Below are 24,284 nucleotides of genomic sequence, written 5' to 3'. Positions count from 1 at the left end.
CGATGTCGTTGCATCACCGCAGAATCGCGGCGCCGGCCCTGGCGGCTGCGCGGCCGAGCATCGGCGTCCTGGGGGGCGTGGTGGGCGGGGGTCGCGCACGCTGTCCGGACTGCGCCCCCACAATCGACGACGAAGCTTCGGCGCAGAAGGCGCCGCCGTGGCCGGCCGTCGTCAGCATCTCGGTTCCCCAAAGCGCCGAGGTCAACCCGTGGGCACCAGGCACGGTCTCGGCGGCCCTGGGCGAACTGATCGACCTAGAGGTACGCAACGAGCAGGGCACCCGCGGCCTCACCACACCCGATCGGTCCGCGTGGAAACCGGATGTGCCCCTCGGCTACGGCCGTAGCTACACGCCCACCGCTACCGCGCTCGGAGCCGACGGCATTGTGCGGCGGGCTGATTCGCGACTCCCGACGCTGATCCCCGGTGACCAAACCGAGGTGACGCTGACCACGATCACTGGCACGCCGGTCCGAGACGGCGGCACCTACGGTGTGGGCACCGTGGCGGTTGTCCGCTTCGAAGAACCCATCGCCGACAGGGCCGCCGCGGCTCGTCGAATGACCCTCACCACGACACCGCCGGTGTGCGGATCGTGGTACTGGCTCGACGACCGAACCGCGCACTGGCGGCCCCTGCAGTACTTCACGTCAGGCACGTTGGTCGCCGACATCTACGGCGCCCCCTGGCAAAGGACTGTACGGCCCGGAGGGCGCCCGGGTCGGCTTCACCGTCGGCGACCCGCACGTCTCGATCGCCGACGATCTCACCGTGCAGATCCGCGTGTACGACATCAGGGCCTTGGCGCGCACCATGCCCGCTTCGATGGGCAAGCGTGGCAGCGAAATGCTCAACGGGGCCAGACCATCTCGTTCTGGACGCAGCGTGGCACCTACGCGGTGATGGACAACGCCAACCCGGTCATGGTGGACTCCTCGACCTTCGGGCTGCCAGTCAACTCCCCACTGGGATACAAGGAGTCGATCAACTTCGCGACGCGGATCAGTGCCGACGGGGTGTACCTGCAGCACCTCGACAGCACTGTGTGTGCGCAGGGCAACACCAACGTCTCGCACGGCTGCCTAAACCTCAACGCCGAAAACGGCCAGTGGTTCTACGACTTCTCCCAGCCCAGCGACGTCGTTGAGGTTCGCAATACCGGGGGAGCAGCTTCGGGTATGGCGGAACGGCGACTGGACTCTGCCCTGGGATTGATGGGTGCAGGGCAGTGCGCAGGTCTGACCGAACCGAGTCCACGCCGACCACTACCGGACCGATTACCGACTGCGGGCTGCCACCGGCGCGCCAGCCCGCCTACCCGACGGTGATGACGGTGATGGACAACGTGCACCGGACGGACTGGCTCATCAGCGACCTCGACTGTCGGGCCTATCGGTATCGCGCACGCAGCAGCAGGCTGCACTCGGCCACCGAGGCGCTGCAAGACCTGTTGGCCGGCAGCGGCAACACCCCGGCAGCTGCATTACTGCACTTCGCGCGCGAGGCCACCGACGCGGAGTCCCGCGCGCTGACGCGGGGTCTGAAGGAACGGCCGGCCTCCCGATGACCGGCATCGTGTGGTGGTCAGTCGTGGGCGTGGTGATGACGGCGATGTCGCCGCGGGCTCTGCGCTGGTTGACGCGCCGCGGCGCAGACGCGGGGGTGTTGCTGCTGGCGTGGGCGGTGTCGGTGTGCCTCACGGTGTTCGCCGTCGCGCTGCCGGGGCTGACCGAACTGTTGCGCCGGTGCTGGCTGACGCTGCACGCCGGACCGCCCGGAGGTGTCGACACGGCGATCGGGGTAGTCAGTGGTGGGCTGATCGCCTTCGCCGCGGTCCGCGGCGGCTGGCACCTGGCCAGAGCGGGCCGCTATCGCCGACGATTGCACGCCCGCCACGCCGAACTGGCGTGGGTGTTGCGCGGCAGCGCTCTGCGGGCAGACGGCGTGCTGTGGCTGCCCACCTCCGAGCCGCACGCCTACAGCCTGGCCGGCGACCCGCCGCTGGTGGTGCTGAGCACGGGTATGCGAGAACGACTCGATGGCGCCGCGGTGCGTGCGGTGGTGGCTCACGAACAAGCGCATCTGCAGCGGCGCCATCATCTGCTGATCGCGGTGGCCCACGCGGTCGCCGCAGGACTGTGGTGGCTGCCGTTGACGCGGCAGTCACCGTCGTTGGTACGCACTTTGGTCGAACTGGACGCCGACGCCCACGCCGCACGGGTCCACGGGAATCGTCCGCTGCACCGTGCGCTGCTGAGCTTGCAGGATGCGCACGCGCCGGCGACCGCGTTGGGTATCGCCGGCGAGTGCGTGCAACTGAGGTTGGCGCGCCTGTCGGGGCGGTGTTCGCCGCGCGCCGGGCGATTCGCCGCGTCGGCCGCCGGGAGCACCGCCGTGCTGCTGGTCACGGCGGCGGTGTTGGTCGTAGCGGTGCTGACGACCGCCTTGGCGTCGTGCACCGCGAGCTGACCGTCGCCGCGCGCATGACACGCACCGCATCCCGTCGACCGGCATCGACTATCGGTCTCGCGGATTGGTTGAGGCAGTGCCGGGCCGGCCGAATTAACAACTAGCTAGAGCGGACGGGGGCGCGCAACGGCGGCCGACGGAGCCCGCCGGTGGCCCGCAGTCGTCGCGAGTCGCGGCGAGATTTCGCCATCGCCACCAGGACAGAGGGCGTCGGCGGATGACCGACGGGGCACCTGCGTACTGACGGGGTGCCGATGCGCATGACGATGACGCAAGTGATCGCCGCGCGTCACGACCCGTCGCGGTCGGGGCGGGCGGTAGGCTCGCCGTCAACGACGGTGGAGGGTATTTGGTGAGGGTTCGAGGGTTCGGCGAGCTGGAAGCCGTGGTGATGGATCGGGTGTGGGATCACGATCCCTACATCGTGACGGTGCGCGAGATCTTCGACGAGATGGCCGAAGAACGCGACATCGCCTACACCACGGTGATGTCGACGATGGACAACCTGCACACCAAGGGATGGCTCGACCGCGAGCGGGACGGCCGCGCGTACCGCTATTGGGCGGTGTTGACGCGCGAGGAACACACCGCCCGGTTGATGCGCGAGGCGCTAGACGGCGGCGGCCGTTCCGAGCTGGTCCTCAACCACTTCATCGAACAGATCGGGCCGGAGGAGTCCGAGGGGCTGCGGTCTGCCCTGCGCCGGCTGTCAAGACGCTCCACCAAAGCCAAGCGCCAGTGAGCCTGGCCGCCTGCCTGCTGCTTTACAGCGCGGTGGTGCTCCTCGGGGGTCCGCCCGTGCTTCGGGCGCTGACCCGGGTCGGACGCGCTCCCCGCCTGGGGGCGGCGACGTGGCTGATCGCGATCGTGAGTGTCTTGGCGACGTGGCTGGTCTCCGCGGTGTTGATCGTCGTCGACGAGGTCGCACACGGGAGCAGGCGGCACTCGTTCATTGACTCCTGCATCGAGATTTTGTGCCGGACGTTCGCTGGCCAGCCGGGAGGGGCACCGCGGTCGGTGGTGCTACTAGGTGCCGCAGCAGTGGTCGCCGCCGTCGCAGTCGTCGCGGTTCGGCTGGCGTGCACAATTGCGCGGCTGCGGACGCAGGCGCGGGACCATGCCCACGGCGTCCGCCTGGTGGGCCGGCCGATCCTGGAACGGCGCACCTTCGTGGTCGACGCTGACGTCCGCGCTGCCTACTGCGTGGCCGGCAAGCCGCCTACGATCGTGGTGACAAGCGCCGCCGTGTCCGCCCTCGACGAGCACCAGATGAGGGCGGTGCTGGCCCATGAGTGGGCGCACGTACGCGGACATCATCTAGAGGTGACCATCCTGGTGCGCGCCGTGGCGGCGGTGCTGCCGCGCCTGGCGCTGATGCGCGACGGTGCGATGGAGGTGACCCGGTTGCTGGAGATGTGCGCGGACGTCGCCGCAGCCCGACGTTTTGGACGCGAGGCCGTGCTGGGCGGGCTGCTCACATTGGCCGGAGCGGCGCCCGCCACGGCGCTGGGCGCCGCGGACGTCGCCGTAGTCAGTCGCGCCGAGCGGTTGACCTCACCGCCCGCAGACGGCGTGCGGCACATCGACGCCGCACTCGCCGGCACCGCCGCTCTCGTCGCGCTGGCTCCGCTGGCAGCCCTGTCGCTGGCCGCGTCGGGCGTGTTCGTCTGCAGCTGAGCTGGTCGCCGACTGTCAGTTGACGCCGGCGTAGGAGTGCAGTACCGCCGTGACGAGGTTGATGAAGAACAGGTTGGAACACCATCGCGACGAACCCACCACGTTGATTCACGCCGCCCTGCGGTCACGCTACCCGGCGGTCGACCGGGCGAGCAGGTAGGCCGCATAGGCGATCCAGGCGATGAAGGGGAAAGCCTCCTTCGGGTCCCAGCCCAAACGGCCCACGCCTCCTCCGCCCAGATGACACCGAAGACGACACCGAACCGAACACCGGGAACGCGAAGATGGTGGTGCGATAGGCGATCTAGGCCGTGTCTGATAAATGCGGTAGCCAAAGTGTGATGGCCCTTAGGACTGCTCCGCCGCGGTAAACGATGGCGAGTTTGTCGTAGCGGGTGGCCAGACCGCGCCATTGCTTGACGACGTTGAAGTTGCGTTCGATGACGTTGCGGCCCTTGTAGTCTTCGGCATCGAAGGCTGGTGGTCGCCCGCCTTGGGTGCCACGACGTTTGCGGTGGCCGATCTGATCGGACGGTTCGGGAATGACTGCGACGATCCCTCGTCGTCGCAGCCGCTGTCGAGTCGCTCGGCTGGAATAGGCCTTGTCGCCACGCAGGCGATCAGGCCGCGTGCGTGGCCGCCCTCGACCGCAGCGCTCGACTTTCAGGTGGGCGAGCAAATGCTCCAGAACCGGTCCGTCGTTGGCTTGGCCAGCGCCCACGAGCACGACTAACGGTCGTCCGTGGCCGTCGACGAGGTGATGGATCTTGCTGGTCAGTCCGCCGCGGGAGCGGCCAATGCCGTGGTCAGGCGGCTCGCTGGCCAGATTTGTGTAATTCGACCCAGCCCCCTGTGTCACGGGTGATGTTCGTGGCATGTTGATGAGCACGGGCGATCGTGGAATCCACCGACACCGACCAATCGATGATCCCGGCTTCGTCGGCGGCAGCCAGCAACCGCGCCAACACCGCATCCCAGGTGCCCTCTGCGCTCATCCTTCGATGCCAGGTCCAGATCGTCTGCCACGGCCCAAACGCCTCGGGAACGTCGCGCCAGGCGATGCCGCACCGGTACCGGTAGATGATCCCCTCGAGCATCTGGCGGGCATCCCGAAAAGGCCTGCCCTTCTTACCTGTCCGAACAGGAAGAAGCTCTTCAATCAACGACCATTGAGCATCGGTGAGCAGCTGGAACCGCGACATGGCCTAAGTCTCAGCCGAAACACCCGAAATATTTGTCAGACACGCCCTAGTCGAGCGCTCGCGACTTAGGTCGTCGCCCGAGGATCCGGGACAGCACGTCACCGCCCCCTCTTGGCGAGACCCTAACATGAGATGTCTTGAGCAGGAACAGAATGCTCGCGATGCCCGCGACGAGGAACACCCCCGACCCGCGGCTGACCACCGAGACGTGGATGGTGTCAAGGTCCCACGGGCTACGCCACGTCGGGTCAGATCAGTCGTGCCGAGCGGGCGGCGGAAAGGCGCAGGGGGGATGGTTGAGCCGATGAACCTCCAATGGGCTGAGTACCCGGCGGGTCGGGGTCTCGGACGGTGGGCCGCAGATGCCTCGCGGGCGCGACGATCAGCCATTGCGGCACGAAATCGGTGAGCGGGCCGAGCATCTGCTCGGCCAACGCGTCATAGATGGGCGTTGCAGACGGCATTGGATCTCCTCGGTCGGATGAATTCGTCGGCACACCGGTTTCACACCGGCACCTATTAGGTTACGCAGTACGACGTGAGACCGTGGATTGAAAACGTAGATTCCGGTGGCGGTTCACGCAACGTAACCGACTGTGCTGCCGCTGTCTTCGAGCGTTCCGTCCGCTGGAGCCACCGGATGGCGTCGGCGAGGTCGACGCCTGACCAGCGAGCTCGCCACGGCGGCAACGGCGAGCACTGCACAGCGCCCACTGGATCGGTGTCCATCGGGTGGCTGGTGCCAGTCTGCTGCGCAGCGCGATCTGCTCCACGAGGCATCACGAAGCGTTGGACGCCGTGTTGGACGCGGCGCGACCGTAGGCTGCGATGATCGCGCTGACGACGGTGGTGCTGGCCGCCACGAAACTGAGATCGTGCTCGATGGCGCGCGACTTGCCGAACGCCAGTTGCCGGCTCAGCATGGGCGTCCGTCCGGTGGCCGCCGCGATCGCTGCGGTTCCCTTGCTTGTTCCGCCCCGCCGGGGGCCTGTCCGACGACGCCATGCGCGCCGGAGCCGGACGGCAGGGTCTGGCGGAGATCGTCTGGGACGTTAACCCTTCGACTGGATCAATGAGGCGAATCTGGCGGCTACCACGTACATGCTGAGAACCCAGATCAACCCCGGCTCGGTGGCCCTGCTGAACGACACGTACTCCAGCACAGTCGACCTTGTGTATCAGTTCTTTCCGGTGCTGATCGCCAACGGCTACCATATGGTAACGGGTTTGTTACTGCTGGGATCACGCAAGCCGGGAACCAGCTACGGCGGCAGGGAGAACGGACCTCCGGTCGACGCGATCGCTGACATCGACCCCGCGCGTATCCGCCCTTGTCCGCCACGCCTCGCCGAAACCGGCACCGGCACCGGCACCGAATATGCCTATCACCGACATCCCCAACCAGGGGGCCGGCGGGCCCGGCTTGATTGAGCGTGGGGCAGGACCCGCGCCCGATCACTCGATGATGCGCGTCACGTAGGGCGTCATGCCGGACTTTCGTACCGGTGAGATCTTGATCGGCACACCCGTCTGTTGGGCCTCCAGCATTTGACCGTTGCCCAGGTAGAGCGCCTCGTGCTGGCTACCGCCGGGACCCCAGAACAACAGATCGCCCCGCCGCGCCTGCGACGGCGGAACCTTGCGGCCGGCGTTGTACTGGTCGCCCGACCAACGCGGCAGCAGAATGCCGACACCGGCGAAGGCGTACCGGGTCAATCCTGAACAGTCGAACCCCACCGTGCCGGCGCCTTGATCGATGCCTCGGCTGGGACCGGTCAGACTACCCCCGCCCCAGGAGTAGGGCACCCCGAGCTGGGTGCCTGCTCGGCGGATCACGTACTCGATGGCCCGGCTTCCCGACACCCGACTCGACGCCAGCGGGTTGGCAGTGGCTTGCGCACCGCCAAATCCGAGACTACGCAGGAAGTTGCGGCCGAGATCCATCGTGGTTTGGGTGGCTATGGCGGTGGCGCGCAGCGAGGCGTTGGCGATGGCGAGCGGATCGCCCGGTGCGCCGGCACTGACGACCTTGGGAAGACTGGGGTCCCAGGTTCCATCGGCGGGCTCGGCTGCCGCAGGTGCAGCGAAGGCCACGGCGAACAGGGCGACGGCCGAGTAGCTTAGCGCCTTGCGCCGGGGGAGTTTCGTGGACACGGTTCTCGCCTTCTCGGTGATCGGCCGGCGTTGCGCACGGGCGGGGTGTCGGTGCTGTCGACGACCCGCCGAAGGATCAACCTTTTCTACGTAGTACAGCAGTACGTACGCAACACGTTTCTCTTCGGAAGACGTTAACACCAATCACGGGAGGTGACGCGTGCCTCTCGCATCGCTTCCGTAACAATCCGTCGCCGCCGGGCGAGTCGCGTCCAACCAAGTGCGACGGCTACACGGATCGGCAGGACTCCACATAGCGACGGCGGGCGGGGTCGGCAGCCGGCCGAAGTCGATCGGGTGCGCCGACGCGGATACCGGACACGCCAACCTGGAGAGCATGTCTGTAGCTACGTAGTAGGGCAGTATTTAGGGATGTGCGACGGATCGACGACGATGGCAACGACCGCGGCGACCTTGTTGATCGTGGGCGATCACCTTAAATGGATCGAGGTGGTGGCCAACCACTTTCGCGCCGATGAGGTCTCCCTGGTCGTGGCCGGCGACGGTGATGAGGCGGTCGAAGTCGCCAACCGCCTGCGGCCGGGATTCGTCGCTCTCGACGCGGACTCGCTCGGCGGCTCGGTGATGCAGGTGTGCCAGGGAATCCGTGATGTCTGCGATGCCCACGTAACGATGCACTCAAGTCTGGGCAATGAGAGCCTCGTCGTCGCGGGACTGCGGGCAGGAGCCGACGACGTGCTCACCAGCCCACGCAGCAGCCGTGAACTCGCGGCGCGGGTGCGAGCCGCACTGCGACGATGGACGGCCAACGAAGCACGCGCTGAAACCGGTCACATGGCACCACAACGGTATTCCTTCGGTCCGTTGTCCATCGACGTCCGGCGGCGTGAGGTGCGAATCGCCGACGTATGCATCGCTGTGACCCGGACCCAGTTCGACATCCTGATGGCACTGGCTAGTGGTCCGTCTGCGTATTGACCTGGTGGAGAGAGGCTCTGCCGCGTCGGACTTTGGTGATGATGTCCTCGGCGGGGGCTTTCCAGATGAAGGGTTTGGGATCGGCGTTCCAATGGGTGGCCCAGGCGATGATGGCTTCGGAGAGTTCGGCGACGCTGGTGAAGGTTCCGCGGCGCAAACGTTTGTCGGTGAGTTCTTTGAACCATCGCTCGATCAGGTTCAGCCACGAGCTCGAGGTCGGGGTGGGATGCATGTGCCAGCGGCGACGATCCTTGTGCGCCAACCACTTCGCGATCTCAGGCGTGGAATGCGCTGACAGGTTATCCAGAACGACGTGTACAGAGAGTCCACGCGCGACGCTGGCGTCGATCTGCTTGAAGAACCGCAACACGTCCGCACCGGTGTGGCCTTTGCGCAGGTCGGTCAGGACCTCGCCGGTAGCGACGTTCATCGCGGCGAACAAGTCGATGGTGCCGTTGCGCTTGTAGTCATGGGTCATGGTTCCGGCGCGGCCGGCCTTCATCGGCAACGATGGTTGAGTACGGTCCAACGCCTGGCACTGGGTTTTCTCATCGAAGCTGAACACCACCGCCCGCGCGGGTGGATTCATGTACAGCCCAACGACATCGACCAGCTTCTCCTCAAACCGCGGATCGTTGCTGACCTTGAAGGTTTCGACCTTCCACGGCTTGAGCTTGTGATCGGCCCAGATCTTGGCCACCGAGTCCTTGCCGATCCCGACCCGGGCAGCCAACGTGCGGGTACTCCAATGCGTCGAGCCGTCGGCAGGTCGCCCCTGATGGGTCAGCCTCAATACTTCTTCGACCGTGCCCGCCGGCAGACTCGACTTACGTCCACGCCCTTTGGCGATCCGGCCCACCCCCTCGATCCCCTCCTGGGCGAACCTGGAACGCCAGCGCCGCACCGTGTCCGAGTCCACACCGCTGCGCCGCGCGATCTGCTCGTTAGCCACCCCGTCAGCAGCCCACAGCAGCGCCTGCGCCTGCACCACTTGCCGATGCGGCAACGACGTCGAGGCCGCCATCCGCTCCAACTCCGCACGCTGCGCATCACTGACCGGCAACGCGACAGCTGTCATAACAGGCATACTACAAACTACCAAATTAATTCACAGACAGACCACTAGGCGGCGCGGTGCGGTCGTGAGTCGCCGGGATTTGATGGAGTCCGTCTGGGGATCGAGTCCGACCGGCAACGCCGAGCAGGTCAGCGTGCACATCGGCGCGCTGCGCCGCCGGCTGGGGGACGATCCCGACCACCCGGCGCTGGTGCTGAACGTGCGCGGCGTCGGCTACCGCCTGGCCGTTGCGTACGAGTCGGCAACGACACCACAGTGCGCGGCGGCTGCCGCAGCGGCGCCGCCGTAGGCCGTGCCGCCGCCCCACACTGGGGCTGAGTACGGCCGTACGCGGACAGTGTCGTCGTCGCCGCCCGGAGACGGGCCGGGCACCAGTCGCATCGGCGAGCAGGCGGCCGCAACTCGTTGGTCTTGCACGGTGACGCGTTGCGGGAGTCCGACGCTACTGACACCACGGATCGGGGACGTGACCGCGCCGGGATCGTCCCGCGAGGACAGCGATGCGATGTGCGGAGCGCCTCACCCCCCCGAGCCGATCGTGCCGAGGTAGGCCGCCCTTCGAGTAGTCGAACGCACCCGGATTTTCGCTACCATCGTCGAGCCGCAGCTAGCGTCGCCGTGTGCGACCGTTTTCATAATTAGGTACCTACCACGACTAGGATGTCGCCGGCGGATGTCTCGATCAGCGCCATCGCTGCAACAGAAGGTCGGCGACGGCGTGTTCGACTCGGGGCGTCGCGTGCAGTGGGCAGGTTCCGATTGAACCGTGCACCGCGGGCGGATGCCGGTGTATTGGGCTCTTTCTGTCGATGTCGACCGCCGTTTCAGCCCGTAGACGGGGTTCATGCTCTGTACGGGCGCTGCCGTGACCGGAGTGCGGGACGAGTCCGACCGGCAGGGGGATAGGCGTTCCGGACTCGTCCCGCCGCCTGCAGGGGTTCGGTTGACCTGTAGCCCGTCGGCGACTCCGCCCAGCCTACTGAGATATTCAGTAGATGTCGTGCACGTGGGTGAACGGGTCCGATCGTCGCTTCGCCGTTGACAAGCCGAGCTACGCAGTGACCCTACTGCCTACTGCGGGACACTCGGCGTAGGGCGCGGCGGATGGTCGCCGATTCGTCGTTGTCCATCTGCTCTACGAAGTACTTGAGCACAAGGTCGGGTCGCCCGCCGCCTGCCAGTACAGCGCTCATCAGGTGGGCGCTGTGTTCCTCCCGTGTCATTGTCGCCTGATAGCGGTAGGCCCTGCTGTGGCGCTCCCGACCTAGCCAGCCTTTGGTATGAAGGTTGTCCATCGTCGACATGACCGTCGTGTATGCGATGTCCCGTTCGGCGCTGAGTTCGACGAGGACATCGCGCACCGTCACCGGGGCCGACCGACCTCGACTCCACATGTGGTCCATAATTTTGGCCTCGAGTTGACCGAAACCGTCGATGCGCAAGGGATGCTCCTCGTCAGTTCGTCGGCCGATCAGACGTCTACCCGGTGCCGCTCCAATACTACCAAGATACGTAGTCAACCATCGAGTATCGACGCCGCGGGCCGGTGTTGCCCTCGCCTTCGGGAGTGCCGTGCGCTCTGGCGATGCGGTGGCGCCGTCAGAGGGGTAGTACCGCGTTGGTGACGAACGCATCACGCGGTCACGTCACGAATCTACCCATAGGCCGGTGACGAGTGCCGCGCCCACGAGGCCCACCTCTGCACCAACGCGCCTTATCGGACATAGCCACCGCGTGCAAACCGCGACGCCACAAAGGATCCTATTGTCACGAAGGCCGTTCGCTCGTTGGGAGAGCGGCCGGATCGATATGCTGCGGACCGCAAAGGGCCACTATTGTGAAAAAGATGACTGATCACCCCCGCGCGACGCAGCGCCCCTGGGGCCGCTCGAACACCGGCGTGCTGCTGGGTTTCGGCTGCGCGTCCCTACTTTGCGCCGTGGCGATCGGCCTATTCACCGTGAGTTCAGCCCAACCCGAGTGCGGCACCTTCTACACCTGTACGCGTGTCGTCGACCGCACCCTACTGCTTGGTGGAACCTCTACGGTGTTGTCGCTAGGTGCGCTCGCGGCGTCGGCAATGGCGGGATCGAGGCCAGTGCGGGGACGTCGGCGACTCGTTATCGCCGCTCGTGTCTTGCTTTTCGCTGTCGGAATCACCTTGGCCGCGGCCTACTACGTCACCCGTTTTGTCTCGCTGCGAGCAGACATGGTGGCTCAAACGTCAGCCGCACCGGCAACGTGGACAGCAAGCGCGGCACTGTGGCTGACAGTCTTGGGACTGTGGGCTTTAGGGGGCAGCGCCGGTGTTGCACCGACGAAAGCGCGGCGTTCGACTGCCGTGGGAGCGGCGATCGGCGCGACGGTAGCGGTACTCCTCACCGCAATTACTCTGGCGCAGGGCTAACGGTAGTCGCTCTGGGACTGCAACTTCGGACCGTCTCCTTCGTCGGCATCGCCTAGACAAATCTCGTTGCGGCTCGAAAACTTGGTTGTGCCCTACGTAGTAGACACAGGCTTGAAGCGCGACGCGAAGGATCATTTGCCTTTGTATCTCGAACGCGCTGACAGGATGAGACGTTCGCACTCCGGTGCCGGGCTCCGCCTCTCGCACGGATGGCCCCGTTACTCGCGCTGGCCGATGACCTACATGCGTCTCGCAGATTGGCCGTTACGATTGCCATCGGTGTGGGGAGTGATCGCTGCGCGGTCATCCACGTGTCGAGTGCGCGAAACAGTAGCAGCAGGTAATCTCGGCGCGGCAGCGAGTGGCAGGTCTGCTCGATTGCGCTGCCGGAATCGGCCGTAGGCGACGGCGCGAACCGCCTGTGGGGTCGGCTGCGGTTGAATTCTGAGCAGCCCCCGGAACTACCTGCTCACTTTTCGACCGGAACTAACACCGCTTGGTTGTGCCGAATATTTTTCCAACCTCGCCGATGCCTCCTTGGCAAACCTACGAAACTCGATCGGCGCAGCCGGGGCGGACCTCTCACTTACTATCTAGCATAGTAGAAGCCCTGCGGCGTGGAGGGGATCGTCGGGTGCCGATAGCGGACCTGACCGCACTAAGTGGGCTGTCGTAACGGATCTTTGGGGAGTGACACGTGATTCACTGGCAGCTTTGTTCAACGTGTGTGGGCGCTAGTCGCAGAGCTATAACGACACGGCACCGACTCGTCGGCTAAGCCAAATGCCCCGCCTCGACTGGTACAGTCGGCAACGCCATGACGTACACCAACACCGGACCAAGACGGCGAAGGCGGATCGCCGTCGCAGTCTTTCTGGCGTTCTGGGTGACCGTCGTGGGTGCCGAATGGGCGCTGCCCGGACTCGCCCCTGCACCCCAGCATGGGGCGCACGTTCTCGTTGCGAGTCCCATGGCCGCCTTGGCGCCGGTGCTTGTCGAGCATCCTCATTTGTCGAGTGGCTCCGCACCGGAATCGTCGGAACTCTTTGCCGAGGCGGTGCTTCCCCGCGGGACGGGGGCGCTGCTGGCTCCAAGTTTGATCGCTGCTGCGGTGACGGTGTTGATGCTGTGGTGTCACTTCTCGCCCACCGTCGTTCGTGGCCCGCCGCGTCGGGCGGTCTTGGCCACCACTGGCCGAGATACTTTGACACGGTTGTGCATCGCGCGTCGCTGATTGGGTAGCGCCAGACCGCACCCACCCACGGTGGGTCTGGTCGGTGATTGCTGCCCATCGACACCAGCCGCGACCTCTTGTCGCGGCCCCATCAGAAGCGACGTCATTCGATGAACTATGTCCTGTCCAATCCTGCACGCAAAGCGCTTCCCTCGCGGGAGCGACGACTCACCCGCTCCCACCGACCAGCCGCCATGGTCGGTCGGACGCCGGTGCTGCGCATCGCGGCACCCTTCACCGCGGACAACAAGTGCTTTTGGGCCAAGCTCGAGGGCTTCAACCCCGGAGGTATGAAGGATCGGCCTGCCCTGCACATGGTCGAACGCGCCCGCGCCCGCGGGTCGTTGACACCGGGAGGTCTCATCGTCGAATCGACCAGTGGGACACTCGGTCTCGGATTAGCTCTGGCCGGCACGGTCTATGGGCATCCCGTCACACTGGTCACCGACCCTGGATTGGAACCAATCGTCCACCGCATGCTGGCGGCCTTCGGCGCTGACGTCGATCTCGTGACCGAACCTCATTCCGAAGGCGGTTGGCAGCAGGCTCGACGGGACCGAGTGCAGCAGATCTTGAACGCAGAACCAGGTGCCTGGCACCCGGATCAGTACAATAACTCCGATAACGTGGAGGCCTACCGCAGCTTGGCTGACGAACTGCACGAGCAACTCGGCCACGTCGACGTCCTGGTGTGCTCGGTGGGTACCGGGGGTCACTCCGCGGGAGTGGCCCGCGTTCTGCGCGAGTACAACCCAGATCTCCGCTTGATTGGCGTGGACACGATTGGATCGACGATCTTCGGCCAACCCGCCACCACCCGCCTCATGCGAGGGCTCGGATCAAGTATTTACCCGGGCAATGTTGATTATGCCGCGTTCGACGAAGTGCACTGGGTAGCGCCGTCGGAGGCTGTATGGGCCTGCCGCACATTGGCATCGACGCACTACGCCAGCGGGGGGTGGAGCGTAGGGGCAGTGGCGCTCGTCGCTGGTTGGGCGGCCCGGGTGCTCCCGCGAGACACCACCATCGCCGCCGTTTTCCCCGACGGACCGCAGCGTTACTTCGACACGGTCTACAACGACGAATACTGCCGCCGTCACGGTCTGCTCGACAACATCCCGCCGCAGGAGCCCCACGTGATGGACGATCCCTCGAGTCAGGTGGTGACCTCCTGGACCCGCTGCGCCGCGGTAGTCGACCCGCTGCGGAGCACGCGATGATCGCCACCTTGTCGGCTTTTCGCCCACACCACGATTACTGTCGCCTTCCGTCGGCGACTGAGCGCCCCCAAAACAATCGATGCGGGACGCACGGCCCCGCACCCCGGGGTCGACGGATGGGCACCCGATAGCGGATACAGAACACATAAAGGAGGTGATATGGACTGAGACAATCCAACGCCAAACAGCGTAAAGCGAATCAATTGTAGGCGGTGGGACCCGGATCGGACCCCGGGCCCCACCAGCAATCCGAACAAGACGTGGAGACATCTTATGAACAGAATTGCCTTGTCAATCGTAGCGGGAATGTCCGTTGCCGGCGCGCTGAGCTTTGTCAATCCGGGTGCGGCCGGCGCGGCCCATACCGTGTCGAACCCTGTGGAGGAGAACGTCGCCAGCCATCGCGAGCCGGCGTCGGCGGCGGTCGCCGGCGCACCACCCACCCGATCGGGACCCGTTGGTGCCACCATTGCCGCTCTGGAGGCGCAGGGTTTCACGGTGATGCTTAACAGAATCGGCGTGGCGCCTTTGAGCGAGTGCTCGGTCAGCTCCGTTCGGCCGGGCAAAAAAATCACCGAGGTACAGCGGAATGGGCGTGACCTCACGTTCGAACGCAAGGTCTACACCGAGGTCCAGGTCGACGTCGACTGTTAGCCGTCTGGCTGATGGCCGGGGCGCTCGCTGCAGAGCTTGCGCCCCGGTCTAATCGGCTGCCCACCATGTGTGATGTCGCCCGTGCAGAATTGAGAGCGACGCGCCGCCACGGCTCGGTAGCCGTGCTCGACTGCTGACCCATCGCGGCGAGTATTCATACCGCCGAGCCGTATTGCTAGTTCAGCGAAGTGTTCGTATGCAATTTGGCAGCGAAGCTCGCGCGAAGTCTTCTGCGACGAGCAGGTAGGACATTCGGCACGTTGGTGAGTGCTCCCTCTCGAGGCGTAGGTCGGCGAGGTTGCGGGCCACGCGCCTAGGGTGGCGTGAGTTATTTCAGCGTTGATGAGCGTCGGCGTGTCGATCTTTGATCTCCTTCGACTTTCGCGAAGGCACGGTCATAAATTATTGCCGCTGCCGCAGAGGATGTTTTAGCTTGAGCGCGTGGAACGACCTTAGTGTCCGGGGCTGGGGTTAGCAATTAGCGGCTGAGCGAGGAACAAACGCTTCAGCGCTAGTGACGGCTGCGCACCGGGCGACACGGTGGTGTTGGAGGCAAGCCGCAAGGCGTTTGTGGCGCCAAGGCGCCGAGGTGTACTGACCTGAGAGGTTAGGTACACGACTGGCTGGTGGTTGACCGCCGAGTGCGGTGTGGCCGCGATGGTAATTGTAGGTGTGCAGCCAGCGCGGGTACTCCGCGCAGCGTTCGGCGTCGTTGGTGTAGAGCCGGGCGTAGGCCCATTCATCGGCCAGCGTGCGGTGAAAGCGTTCGACCTTGCCATTGGTCTGCGGCCGATAGGGGCGGGTTCGCCGGTGCTCGATACCAACCAGTGCGTCCCGGAATACGTGTGATCGGTAGCAAGAACCGTTGTCGGTCAACACTTTCCGTACGGTGATCCCGCACTGGTTGAACCAAGCGTTGGCGCGTGTCCAGAACGCGGCAGCGGTCTCTTTGCGCTCGTCAGCCAACAGTTCGCTGTAGACCAGCCGGGAATGCCCCTCGATCGCGGTGTGGAGGAAGTGATAGCCACGCACAAGACGGCGATTGCGGTGTTGGCCCGGTCCTCTGCTGGCCTGCGCGTTGCGGTTCCCCACGCTGCGCCCCTGCATCCGCCAGCCACCGCCGGTGGGGACCTTGCCGACCTTCTTGACGTCGACGTGGACGAGGTCGCCGACAGCCTTGGATTCGATGCGCCGGATGACGCGGCCCGTCGGGCGGTCCAGCCAGCGCAGTCGGGCGACCCCGTAGCGGGTCAGCACTCGGTGCACGGTCGAGGGATGAATGCCCAGCAGATAACCGATCCGGGCTGGTCCCCACCGGCGCAACACCCGGACCTTGATGATGCGGCGCTCGGTACGGGTGGGCGTTTGGTGGGGGCGTCGGTGCGGTCGTGAGCTTCGATCGGCCATGCCGGCCTGGCCGAGCTCTCGGTATCGCGAGGCCCAGCGCTGGGCCGTGGCGACCGCGACCTGGAAGCGTTCGGCCGCTCGTCGCAGCGTCCAGCCGTCCTCGACGACGCAACGGGCCAGACGCAGTCGTCCGGTTTCTGACAACGGGGCATTACGGTGGGACACGAAGACCTCCGAGGTGGTTGGTGCGTTCCTAGACAGCTCGCACTTCACTCGGAGGTCTTCTTCATGTCACCACGCCACGCCGTACCTAACGTCCGTGGTCAGTACAACTAGGTGGCTGGACGTGGCGTCGAGCGCGTGCATGACCGCTGTGCTGTCTGTGACGTACTAATCCCAGCGGTGCACCATCGGGTCGGGGCAGTGCGATGCTCCATATCCTCGAATGTCCGCCCACATAATTCCGGTCGACAAGTCGGTCGGCAAGCGGCCGCACACGCGGTAGTGATCGGGCCCACCGCCATCGGGCAACACGATGATCACTCCGTGGGCGTCGAACTCGCCTATAAGTGGCCACCATCATTCCCCGACCTGCAGTGCTCGCACCCCCACTATCTTTCCCGTTCTCGGGGATAAGCCGACCAGCACTAACCCGTCGTTGTGGACGGGCCAAAATAGCCACCCCTTGCCCAATACCCTCAAGGGTATAACCTGGGTTACTCATACCCGGTAGGGTATGAGCGGAGAGTCGTTGGAGGATAGATGAGCACCACCACCACGTACACCGTGACGGGCATGTCCTGCGGGCACTGCGAGACATCCGTACGCGAGGAGGTCGGCGGCGTCGCCGGGGTCCGAGGTGTCGAGGTAAGCGCCAAGACCGGCGCGCTCACCGTGACATCTGACGGGTCTGTCGATGACGCGCAGGTTGTGGCCGCCGTAGCCGAGGCCGGCTACTCGGCGGTGCGGGTCGCATGAACGCGGCGGGACGACTGGCCGCCTTCTGCGTGGCACTGGTCGTAGCTTTCGGTGCCGCCTACGCCACCGCGGCGGCCCTCGTTCCCGCCCCCGCAGCCCAAGGGAACGCCAGCTCGACGCCAAAACCTCTCGCCAGCAACGAGCCGCCGGCGCCGGGCGCCATGCCGGTCGGGGACCCCGCAGGGTTGTCGCTCGCTCGGGACGGTTACCAGCTGTCGCCGGTGCGAGCGCCAGGCACCGCCGATGCCCGAGGCAACCTGAGCTTTTCGATCCAGGACTCCTCGGGAGAGCCGCTGCGGGACTACGACACCGTTCACGACAAGCAGTTACACCTGATCGTCGTGCGTTCTGACGGAAGCCATTACGCCCATGTGCATCCGATCCTGGATCCCCGAAGCGGCACGTGGTCCATTCCGTGGACCTGGAAAGCCGCAGGCAGCTACCGGGTCTTCGCGGACTTCGCGCCCACGGGCGGGAGCCAGCGCACGCTCACTCGTACCGTTGAGGTGGCTGGAACATTTGCGCCCTTGCCGGCTTCAGACCCGCGCACGGTGGACCGGGTCGGCGGATACACCGTAGAGCTACAGGGAACCATGACCGCGGGACATCAGCACAGCTCACCTCCCGCATCACCCGCGACGGCCAGCCCGTGACCGCGTTGCAACCGTATCTGGGTGCGTTTGGGCACCTTGTCGCGCTCCGTGAAGGCGACCTTGCCTACCTGCATGTACATCCCGAAGGCGCTGTGCCGTCACCGGGGGACCACGGTGGACCAACGGTGCCGTTCGCGGCCACCGCACCCACCGCCGGCCGTTACTTGCTTTATCTCGACTTCCAAATACAGGACACAGTGCACACCGCGACATTCGCTGTTGATGCCACCCGCAGCGGCCTCGGCGCTACCGCACCGACAGCAGATCCGGATCACAGCGCCGGCCACAGCGGGCACTGACCGCGATACCGGCCCCCAGAAAAAGGAGCATCCATGACGACATCGACACCGGTGTCCGCCACGAGCATCGAGCTGAAGATCGGCGGCATGACGTGCGCCTCCTGCGCGAACCGAATTGAGCGCAGACTCAACAAGATCGACGGCGTCACCGCCTCGGTCAACTACGCGACCGAAAAGGCCGCTGTGGCGGTGCCCGACGGGTATGACCCGACGCAGCTGATCACCGCTGTGGAAGCGACCGGCTACACCGCCACACTGGCGGGGAGCACAGTCGAGACCACCGATGACACCTCCGCGATCGCAGACGACCCCGAACTGCTCGCGCTGCGTCACCGCCTCATCGCGGCCACCGCGTTGTCGGTTCCGGTCATCGCGATGGCGATGATCCCGGCACTGCAATTCACCTACTGGCAGTGGGCATCACTGACGTTGGCAGCCCCGGTCGTCCTGTGGGCAGCGTGGCCGTTTCACCGTGCGGCGTGGGTCAACCTGCGCCACGGCAGCGCCACGATGGACACCCTGATCTCGATGGGCACCCTGGCGGCGTTCCTGTGGTCGCTCTACGCGTTGTTCCTCGGAACCGCAGGCGCGGCGGGAATGACGCACCCCTTCACGCTGACCTTGGCCCCCTCCCATGGCGCAGCCAACATCTACCTCGAAGTAGCCGCGGGGGTGACGACCTTCATCCTGGCCGGTCGCTACTTCGAGAAACGGTCCAAGCGCCAGGCCGGCGCCGCACTGCGCACACTCTTAGAGCTGGGCGCCAAAGAAGTCTCGGTACTGCGCGACGGCACCGAAACCAAAATCCCCGCCGACCAGCTTGCCGCCGGCGACGAATTCGTCGTACGACCGGGGGAGAAGATCGCCACAGATGGCGTGGTGGTTTCGGGCACCTCGGCTGTTGACGCGTCCATGCTGACCGGTGAATCCGTCCCGGTCGAAGTCGGCGCCGGCGACAGCGTGGTGGGCGCTACGGTCAACGCCGGTGGCCGCCTGGTCGTGCGCGCCAGCCGTGTCGGTTCCGACACGCAGCTGGCTCACATGGCGAAACTGGTCGAGAACGCCCAAACCGGCAAAGCGGAAGTGCAGCGTCTGGCTGACCGGATCTCCGGGGTTTTCGTGCCGATCGTGATGGTCGTCGCGGTGATCACCCTCGGCGCGTGGCTCGGGGCTGGATTCCCTGTCGCCGCCGCGTTCACCGCGGCCGTCGCAGTCCTCGTGATCGCCTGCCCGTGCGCGCTCGGACTGGCCACTCCCACCGCGCTGCTCGTGGGAACCGGCCGGGGCGCGCAAATGGGCATTCTGATCAAAGGACCCGAGGTGCTGGAGTCCACCCGCAGCGTCGACACCGTGGTGCTGGATAAGACGGGCACCGTCACCACCGGAAAAATGGCCCTCGTCGACGTGGTCACGTCGCCGGGAACCACCCGCAGCGACCTGCTTCGGCTGGCCGGTGCCATCGAAGACGCCTCCGAACACCCCATTGCCCAAGCGATCGCTATCGCGGCAAGAGACGAGACCGGAGCACTTCCCACGGTCGAGGAATTCGCGAACGTGCAAGGCAAGGGCGTGCAGGGCGTCGTCGACGGGCACGCCGTCGTCGTCGGCCGAGAGACCTTGCTGGCCGACTGGGCTCAACACCTCGATCCCGACTTGGTGCGGGCCAAGGCCCACGCCGAAACTGAGGGGAAGACCGTGGTCGCGGTCGGCTGGGACGGACAGGCCCGCGGCATCCTGGTCATCGCCGACACCGTCAAACCCACCAGCGCGCAAGCCATTGCCCAACTCAAGCAACTCGGGCTGACCCCTGTGCTGCTGACCGGAGACAACGAGGCCGTCGCCCGCCGCATCGCCGAGGACGTCGGTATCGACACCGTCATCGCCGAGGTCATGCCTGAAGGCAAGGTGCAGGTGATCACCAGGCTGCAGTCTGAGGGCAAGACGGTCGCGATGATCGGCGACGGGGTCAACGACGCTGCGGCTCTGGCTCAGGCCGACCTCGGTCTGGCCATGGGTACCGGCACCGACGTGGCGATCGAGGCTTCCGACATCACCCTGGTTCGCGGCGATCTGCGCAGCGCCGTCGACGCAATCCGGCTATCCCGCAGGACATTGTCAACCATCAAGACCAACCTGTTCTGGGCGTTTGCCTACAACGTCGCCGCGATCCCCGTGGCCGCCCTGGGCATGCTCAACCCCATGCTCGCCGGCGCGGCGATGGCCTTCTCCAGTGTGTTCGTCGTCGCCAACAGCCTGCGGTTGCGCGGATTTGCCAGCACCTTCAACCAGACAGACAGCGATAGAAAGGACAGTCGTCGTGACTGAACAACTGCAACGGGCCGGCTGCTGCTGCGCCGATGGCGAGGACAAGGCTGCGGCAGTAGCAGACATCCCTACTGCACCGAACCTGCTGGATATCGACTGGCGCAGCGCCGCCGCACCTCGACCTTCGAGCGTGCAAGCGAGGAACCAATGACCACCACAGACGGCGCGGACCACTGCGCGACGACCGATGACGGCCACCACGGCTACATCACGGACAAAGAGCGGTATCTCGCACGGCTCAAGCGGATCGAGGGCCAAGCCCGCGGAATCAGCCGGATGATCGAGCAGGACCGCTACTGCATCGACATCCTCACCCAGGTCGACGCCCTGACCAAAGCCTTGCAAGGGGTAGCACTCGGACTGCTCGACGACCACCTGCGCCATTGCGTCGCAAACGCCGCCGCCGCGGGCGGCCCCGCGGCAGACGCGAAACTGACCGAAGCAACCGAGGCGATCGCACGGCTGGTGCGCTCCTAGCGTTTACGAACCGCCCCAACGCCGCCGCCGATCGACGAGCTCAAGGACATACATGACACACCATCCCGACCCCTCCGAAACGACCCCCCACGCTGATCGGCACGCCGAACATGGCGGTCACCACGACCACGAGGCACACGCGGCAGCCGACACCGAACAACACCACCAAGGGCACGGGGGCCACGGCGGCCATGGTGACCATGTCGCTCAGTTCCGAAAGCTGTTCTGGGTCAACATGATCATCGCCGTTCCGGTCGTGGCGTTCTCATCGATGTTCGCCATGCTCGTCGGCTACGACCTCCCGGGCTTCAATGGTGCACAGTGGGTCGCACCCGTGTTAGGCACCGTCATGTACATCGTGGGCGGGCGTCCCTTCCTCACCGGCGCCGTCAGCGAAATCCGCACCCGCAAACCGGGAATGATGCTGCTGATCGGATTGGCCATCACGGTCGCGTTCCTCGCGTCGTGGGGTGCGAGCTTGGGCTTGCTGCACCATGAGCTCGAATTCTGGTGGGAACTGGCCCTGCTCATCGTCATCATGCTGCTGGGGCATTGGGTGGAGATGCGCTCACTGGCCCAGACAACATCAGCGCTGGACTCTTTGGCGGCCTTGCTGCCCGACGAAGCAGAGAAGGTCGAAGGCGAGCACACCGTCACGGTGTCCCCGGCAGAGCTGCGGGTCGGCGATGTGGTGGTGGTCCGCCCGGGTGGAAGCGTTCCCGCCGACGGGACCATCGTCGACGGGCGCGCGGACATCGACGAGTCGATGGTCACCGGTGAATCCCGACCGGTCAACCGCAGCGTCGGCGATGCCGTCACCGCAGGCACGGTTGCCACCGACTCCGGTCTGCGCGTACAGATCACCGCGACCGGCGACGATACCGCCCTCGCCGGTATCCAGCGCCTCGTGACTGAAGCGCAGAACTCGTCCTCACGAGCCCAGCGCCTGGCCGACCGCGCCGCCGGTTGGTTGTTCTGGTTCGCGGTCGCCACCGCGGCCATCACCGCGCTGATCTGGGCCATCGTCGGGGATCCAGACGCTTCGGTCGTTCGCGCCATCACCGTCCTGGTGATCGCCTGCCCCCACGCGCTGGGCCTGGCCATCCCACTGGTCGTGTCCATCGCCACCGAGCGGGCCGCCCGCGGCGGCGTGCTCATCAAAGACCGGCTCGCATTGGAGGGCATGCGTACCGTGAACGCGGTGCTCTTCGACAAGACCGGCACCCTGACAAAAGGCGAGCCCATTGTCACAGCGGTGCAGACCGTCGCCGACCACGATGAAGCAACCGTCCTCGCGCTGGCCGCCGCGGCAGAAACAGACAGCGAACATCCACTGGCCAAAGCCATCGTCAAAGCCGCCATCGACCGCGGCCTCGATGTTCCACGCGCCAGCGGCTTCACATCCTCGCCGGCCGTAGGCGTCAGCGCGTCCATCGACGGCCACCAAGTACGGGTGGGCGGCCCTCGGCTGCTCGAAGAACTTGGTGAACCCGAAATCGAAGCCGCCGAGCAATGGCGCGCCCATGGCGCCATCATCCTGCACGTGGTCCGAGACGGGGTCGTCATCGGTGGTCTGAGCCTGTCCGATGAGGTACGCCCAGAATCTCGCGAGGCCGTCGATGCGCTGCACAAGCTCGGCGTCGAAGTCGTCATGATCACCGGCGACGCCGAAGCTGTCGCCAACACCGTCGGACAGGAACTAGGCGTCGACCGAGTCTTCGCCGGCGTCCGCCCAGAAGACAAAGCATCCAAAGTGGCGGCGCTGCAACACGAAGGCAAGAAAGTCGCCATGGTCGGCGACGGAGTCAACGACGCTCCCGCACTCGCACAAGCCGACGTCGGCATCGCCATCGGCGCCGGAACCGATGTCGCGATCGCCTCCGCCGGAGTCATCCTCGCCAGCTCAGACCCGCGTTCGGTGCTCTCGGTGATCGAGCTGTCCCGCGCCAGCTACCGCAAGATGAAACAGAACCTCTGGTGGGGCGCGGGCTACAACCTCATCTCGGTACCGCTGGCCGCCGGGATCCTGGCGCCCGTCGGCTTCGTGCTGCCGATGTCAGTCGGCGCCATTCTCATGTCGCTGTCGACCATCGTCGTGGCGCTCAACGCGCAGGTATTGCGGCGTCTGGACCTTCGACCCGAAGCGAGCACCCGAGCCGTGTTGCAGCGCTAGCCGCATCGTGGTCCGCCATCACCCCGAAATCCCACAGCCCGAAGCAGGCTGCTGCGACCTCGCTAGTGGTCGTGGCTGGTGTGATCGTGCAGTGGCTGTGCCGGCGCTTCGATAATCGGCGGTGCCGCCGGCGAGACGGGCGCTTCGCCCCGTGACGGGGCCTGCGGCGGCTGCACTGGTCTGACGTTCAGCGGAACGACCGGCGCCGGGCCGGGCTCGTGGCCGTGATGACCCTCGGCAGGGCCGGCTTCGGTCCCGTGATGGCCGGCACCGGCCTCCGCAGGACCGTGATGATCGCCATGCCGCTGACCTGAAACGACGCCCACCGTGGACGCCAGCGCGACAATACTGACCGCCCCGAGCAAGACCCCGGCACTCGTCAGCGCCGAAACCGGTTCGCCCTGCAGTCCGCGATACCAGATCCAGCCGGCACCCATCACGATGTAGATCTGAAGCAACAAAGCACACAAATCCGCGCCCTGAACCAATTCCGGCTGACCGGCATGCGGACCGAACGGCGCCCCAGCAGTGCGGGACAGAGCCCACAACGCCACAGCGCTCACGTTCAGCAGAATCCCTGCAGCCAGTACCGGCGTGGTAGTCCTGACAAGTACCGCGCGTGCCCAAACCAGCTGGAGTAGGGCCAGTGCACCGAAAAACAGCCCCGACAGCGGCCATTCCTGCCAATGCGCCGGCACCACCGCAAAATGAACGATTGCGACCCCAAGAGAAGCTAGTGCGGCGCAACGAGCAGCCAACCTGCTGTCGGTTCTGGGAGCCGCCTTGATAGCCACCGTCCGATGATGGCATCACCATCACGGCAACCCAGCTAGGCGACACCACATCTCAACCTGACCGAGATTCTTCTGTCATGGGCTGACGTCTACCGTGCCTCGGTTCTCGGCGGCACAAACGCCAGCCTCGCAGCGGCACGTTACTTGTCGCCACCGCACGTCATCGTCTGTTGGAGTCGCTTACCTGGGGCCACATCTTCATCA

The 24,284-nt window shown here is 65.5% G+C and carries 22 protein-coding genes and 4 pseudogenes; 17 read left to right on the top strand and 9 right to left on the bottom strand.

Annotation, left to right across the window (positions count from 1 at the left end; translation table 11 throughout):
- Positions 1-2 precede the first annotated feature (2 nt).
- The 5 genes from EXE63_RS01420 (at position 3) to EXE63_RS01400 (ending at position 4,146) form a co-directional block, all read left to right on the top strand.
- Positions 3-1,328: an Ig-like domain-containing protein gene (locus EXE63_RS01420; protein ID WP_234904115.1), complete on the top strand. Its 1,326-nt coding sequence runs from the start codon at positions 3-5 to the stop codon at positions 1,326-1,328.
- Positions 1,328-1,567, top strand: a complete 240-nt coding sequence (locus tag EXE63_RS01415; RefSeq protein WP_168140543.1) for a hypothetical protein — start codon at positions 1,328-1,330, stop codon at positions 1,565-1,567. Before EXE63_RS01420 ends, EXE63_RS01415 begins: the two co-directional genes overlap by 1 nt.
- The gene (locus EXE63_RS01410) at positions 1,564-2,469 is read left to right on the top strand and encodes a M56 family metallopeptidase (RefSeq protein ID WP_234904114.1); all 906 of its coding nucleotides are present in this window, start codon (positions 1,564-1,566) and stop codon (positions 2,467-2,469) included. Before EXE63_RS01415 ends, EXE63_RS01410 begins: the two co-directional genes overlap by 4 nt.
- A 352-nt stretch (positions 2,470-2,821) precedes the next feature.
- Positions 2,822-3,211, top strand: a complete 390-nt coding sequence (locus EXE63_RS01405) for a BlaI/MecI/CopY family transcriptional regulator (protein ID WP_168140494.1) — start codon at positions 2,822-2,824, stop codon at positions 3,209-3,211.
- On the top strand, positions 3,208-4,146 hold the full coding sequence (locus tag EXE63_RS01400; protein WP_168140493.1) for a M56 family metallopeptidase: 939 nt from the start codon (positions 3,208-3,210) through the stop codon (positions 4,144-4,146). Before EXE63_RS01405 ends, EXE63_RS01400 begins: the two co-directional genes overlap by 4 nt.
- A gap of 15 nt (positions 4,147-4,161) precedes the next feature.
- Here EXE63_RS01400 and ccsA read toward each other — a convergent pair.
- The 4 genes and pseudogenes from ccsA to EXE63_RS01380 form a co-directional block, all read right to left on the bottom strand.
- Positions 4,162-4,450 (bottom strand): annotated as a pseudogene (gene ccsA, locus EXE63_RS01395) (cytochrome c biogenesis protein CcsA); the annotation flags it as partial.
- Positions 4,451-5,348, bottom strand: a protein-coding gene (locus tag EXE63_RS01390; RefSeq protein ID WP_109394451.1) for an IS5 family transposase whose coding sequence is annotated in 2 segments (ribosomal slippage) — positions 4,451-4,996 and positions 4,998-5,348 — 897 coding nt in all. Because the reading frame shifts where the segments join, the coding sequence is not laid out codon by codon here.
- Between the two features lie 248 nt (positions 5,349-5,596).
- Positions 5,597-5,812, bottom strand: a complete 216-nt coding sequence (locus EXE63_RS01385) for a hypothetical protein (protein WP_168140278.1) — start codon at positions 5,810-5,812, stop codon at positions 5,597-5,599.
- Positions 5,813-6,127: 315 nt separating this feature from the next.
- Positions 6,128-6,271 (bottom strand): hypothetical protein, encoded by a 144-nt coding sequence (locus EXE63_RS01380; protein WP_168140492.1) that lies wholly within the window; start codon positions 6,269-6,271, stop codon positions 6,128-6,130.
- A gap of 38 nt (positions 6,272-6,309) precedes the next feature.
- On the opposite strand from EXE63_RS01380, the pseudogene EXE63_RS01375 reads away from it, so the two are divergent.
- Positions 6,310-6,828, top strand: a pseudogene (locus EXE63_RS01375) (polysaccharide deacetylase family protein); the annotation flags it as partial.
- Here EXE63_RS01375 and ripB read toward each other — a convergent pair.
- Entirely contained in the window at positions 6,804-7,451 is a 648-nt protein-coding gene (ripB, locus tag EXE63_RS01370; RefSeq protein ID WP_436277458.1) for an NlpC/P60 family peptidoglycan endopeptidase RipB, read from the bottom strand. The pseudogene EXE63_RS01375 and the gene ripB overlap by 25 nt on opposite strands.
- Positions 7,452-7,895: 444 nt before the next feature.
- On the opposite strand from ripB, the gene EXE63_RS01365 reads away from it, so the two are divergent.
- Positions 7,896-8,441, top strand: coding sequence for a response regulator transcription factor (locus EXE63_RS01365; RefSeq protein WP_234904113.1), 546 nt, complete (start codon positions 7,896-7,898; stop codon positions 8,439-8,441).
- Here EXE63_RS01365 and EXE63_RS01360 read toward each other — a convergent pair.
- Positions 8,419-9,519, bottom strand: coding sequence for an IS630 family transposase (locus tag EXE63_RS01360; RefSeq protein ID WP_168140352.1), 1,101 nt, complete (start codon positions 9,517-9,519; stop codon positions 8,419-8,421). The two genes, EXE63_RS01365 and EXE63_RS01360, sit on opposite strands and share 23 nt — an antisense overlap.
- Here EXE63_RS01360 and EXE63_RS01355 point away from each other — a divergent pair.
- Positions 9,464-9,808 carry a winged helix-turn-helix domain-containing protein gene (locus EXE63_RS01355; RefSeq protein ID WP_272955783.1) on the top strand — a complete coding sequence of 115 codons (345 nt, stop codon included), beginning with the start codon at positions 9,464-9,466 and terminating at the stop codon, positions 9,806-9,808. The two genes, EXE63_RS01360 and EXE63_RS01355, sit on opposite strands and share 56 nt — an antisense overlap.
- A 775-nt stretch (positions 9,809-10,583) precedes the next feature.
- Here EXE63_RS01355 and EXE63_RS01350 read toward each other — a convergent pair.
- Entirely contained in the window at positions 10,584-10,961 is a 378-nt protein-coding gene (locus tag EXE63_RS01350) for a BlaI/MecI/CopY family transcriptional regulator (RefSeq protein WP_168140489.1), read from the bottom strand.
- A 1,782-nt stretch (positions 10,962-12,743) separates the two neighbouring features.
- On the opposite strand from EXE63_RS01350, the gene lpqS reads away from it, so the two are divergent.
- The 3 genes from lpqS to EXE63_RS01340 all read left to right on the top strand — a co-directional run bounded on the left by lpqS (position 12,744) and on the right by EXE63_RS01340 (position 15,034).
- On the top strand, positions 12,744-13,160 hold the full coding sequence (gene lpqS, locus EXE63_RS33650; protein WP_494546307.1) for a putative copper homeostasis (lipo)protein LpqS: 417 nt from the start codon (positions 12,744-12,746) through the stop codon (positions 13,158-13,160).
- Between the two features lie 110 nt (positions 13,161-13,270).
- Complete coding sequence (locus EXE63_RS01345) at positions 13,271-14,380, top strand: PLP-dependent cysteine synthase family protein (protein WP_168140540.1); 1,110 nt, start codon at positions 13,271-13,273, stop codon at positions 14,378-14,380.
- 306 nt (positions 14,381-14,686) lie between these two features.
- A complete protein-coding gene (locus EXE63_RS01340) occupies positions 14,687-15,034 on the top strand; it encodes a hypothetical protein (protein WP_168140488.1) in 348 nt (115 codons plus the stop codon).
- A gap of 588 nt (positions 15,035-15,622) precedes the next feature.
- On the opposite strand, the pseudogene EXE63_RS01335 reads toward EXE63_RS01340, so the two are convergent.
- A pseudogene (locus EXE63_RS01335) lies at positions 15,623-16,606 on the bottom strand (IS481 family transposase); the annotation flags it as partial.
- A 537-nt stretch (positions 16,607-17,143) separates the two neighbouring features.
- On the opposite strand from EXE63_RS01335, the gene EXE63_RS01330 reads away from it, so the two are divergent.
- From EXE63_RS01330 to EXE63_RS01305, 6 genes and pseudogenes are all read left to right on the top strand, one after another.
- Positions 17,144-17,359, top strand: a complete 216-nt coding sequence (locus tag EXE63_RS01330) for a cation transporter (RefSeq protein ID WP_168140487.1) — start codon at positions 17,144-17,146, stop codon at positions 17,357-17,359.
- A pseudogene (locus EXE63_RS01325) lies at positions 17,356-18,311 on the top strand (DUF8832 domain-containing protein). The gene EXE63_RS01330 and the pseudogene EXE63_RS01325 overlap by 4 nt, the downstream one beginning before the upstream one ends.
- Before the next feature lie 33 nt (positions 18,312-18,344).
- Positions 18,345-20,636: a heavy metal translocating P-type ATPase gene (locus tag EXE63_RS01320; protein ID WP_168140486.1), complete on the top strand. Its 2,292-nt coding sequence runs from the start codon at positions 18,345-18,347 to the stop codon at positions 20,634-20,636.
- Positions 20,629-20,787, top strand: a complete 159-nt coding sequence (locus tag EXE63_RS01315; protein ID WP_168140485.1) for a hypothetical protein — start codon at positions 20,629-20,631, stop codon at positions 20,785-20,787. Before EXE63_RS01320 ends, EXE63_RS01315 begins: the two co-directional genes overlap by 8 nt.
- Positions 20,784-21,113 carry a metal-sensitive transcriptional regulator gene (locus EXE63_RS01310; RefSeq protein ID WP_168140484.1) on the top strand — a complete coding sequence of 110 codons (330 nt, stop codon included), beginning with the start codon at positions 20,784-20,786 and terminating at the stop codon, positions 21,111-21,113. Before EXE63_RS01315 ends, EXE63_RS01310 begins: the two co-directional genes overlap by 4 nt.
- A 52-nt stretch (positions 21,114-21,165) precedes the next feature.
- A complete protein-coding gene (locus EXE63_RS01305) occupies positions 21,166-23,286 on the top strand; it encodes a heavy metal translocating P-type ATPase (RefSeq protein WP_168140483.1) in 2,121 nt (706 codons plus the stop codon).
- Positions 23,287-23,348: 62 nt separating this feature from the next.
- Here the strand turns inward: EXE63_RS01305 and EXE63_RS01300 are convergent, their stop codons facing one another.
- Positions 23,349-24,080, bottom strand: a complete 732-nt coding sequence (locus EXE63_RS01300) for a hypothetical protein (RefSeq protein WP_168140482.1) — start codon at positions 24,078-24,080, stop codon at positions 23,349-23,351.
- Between the last annotated feature and the right edge of the window lie 204 nt (positions 24,081-24,284).

The organism is Mycolicibacterium frederiksbergense (genome assembly GCF_012223425.1).
GTDB lineage: Bacteria > Actinomycetota > Actinomycetes > Mycobacteriales > Mycobacteriaceae > Mycobacterium > Mycobacterium frederiksbergense.
This window is presented reverse-complemented; position numbering and strand designations above follow the sequence as displayed.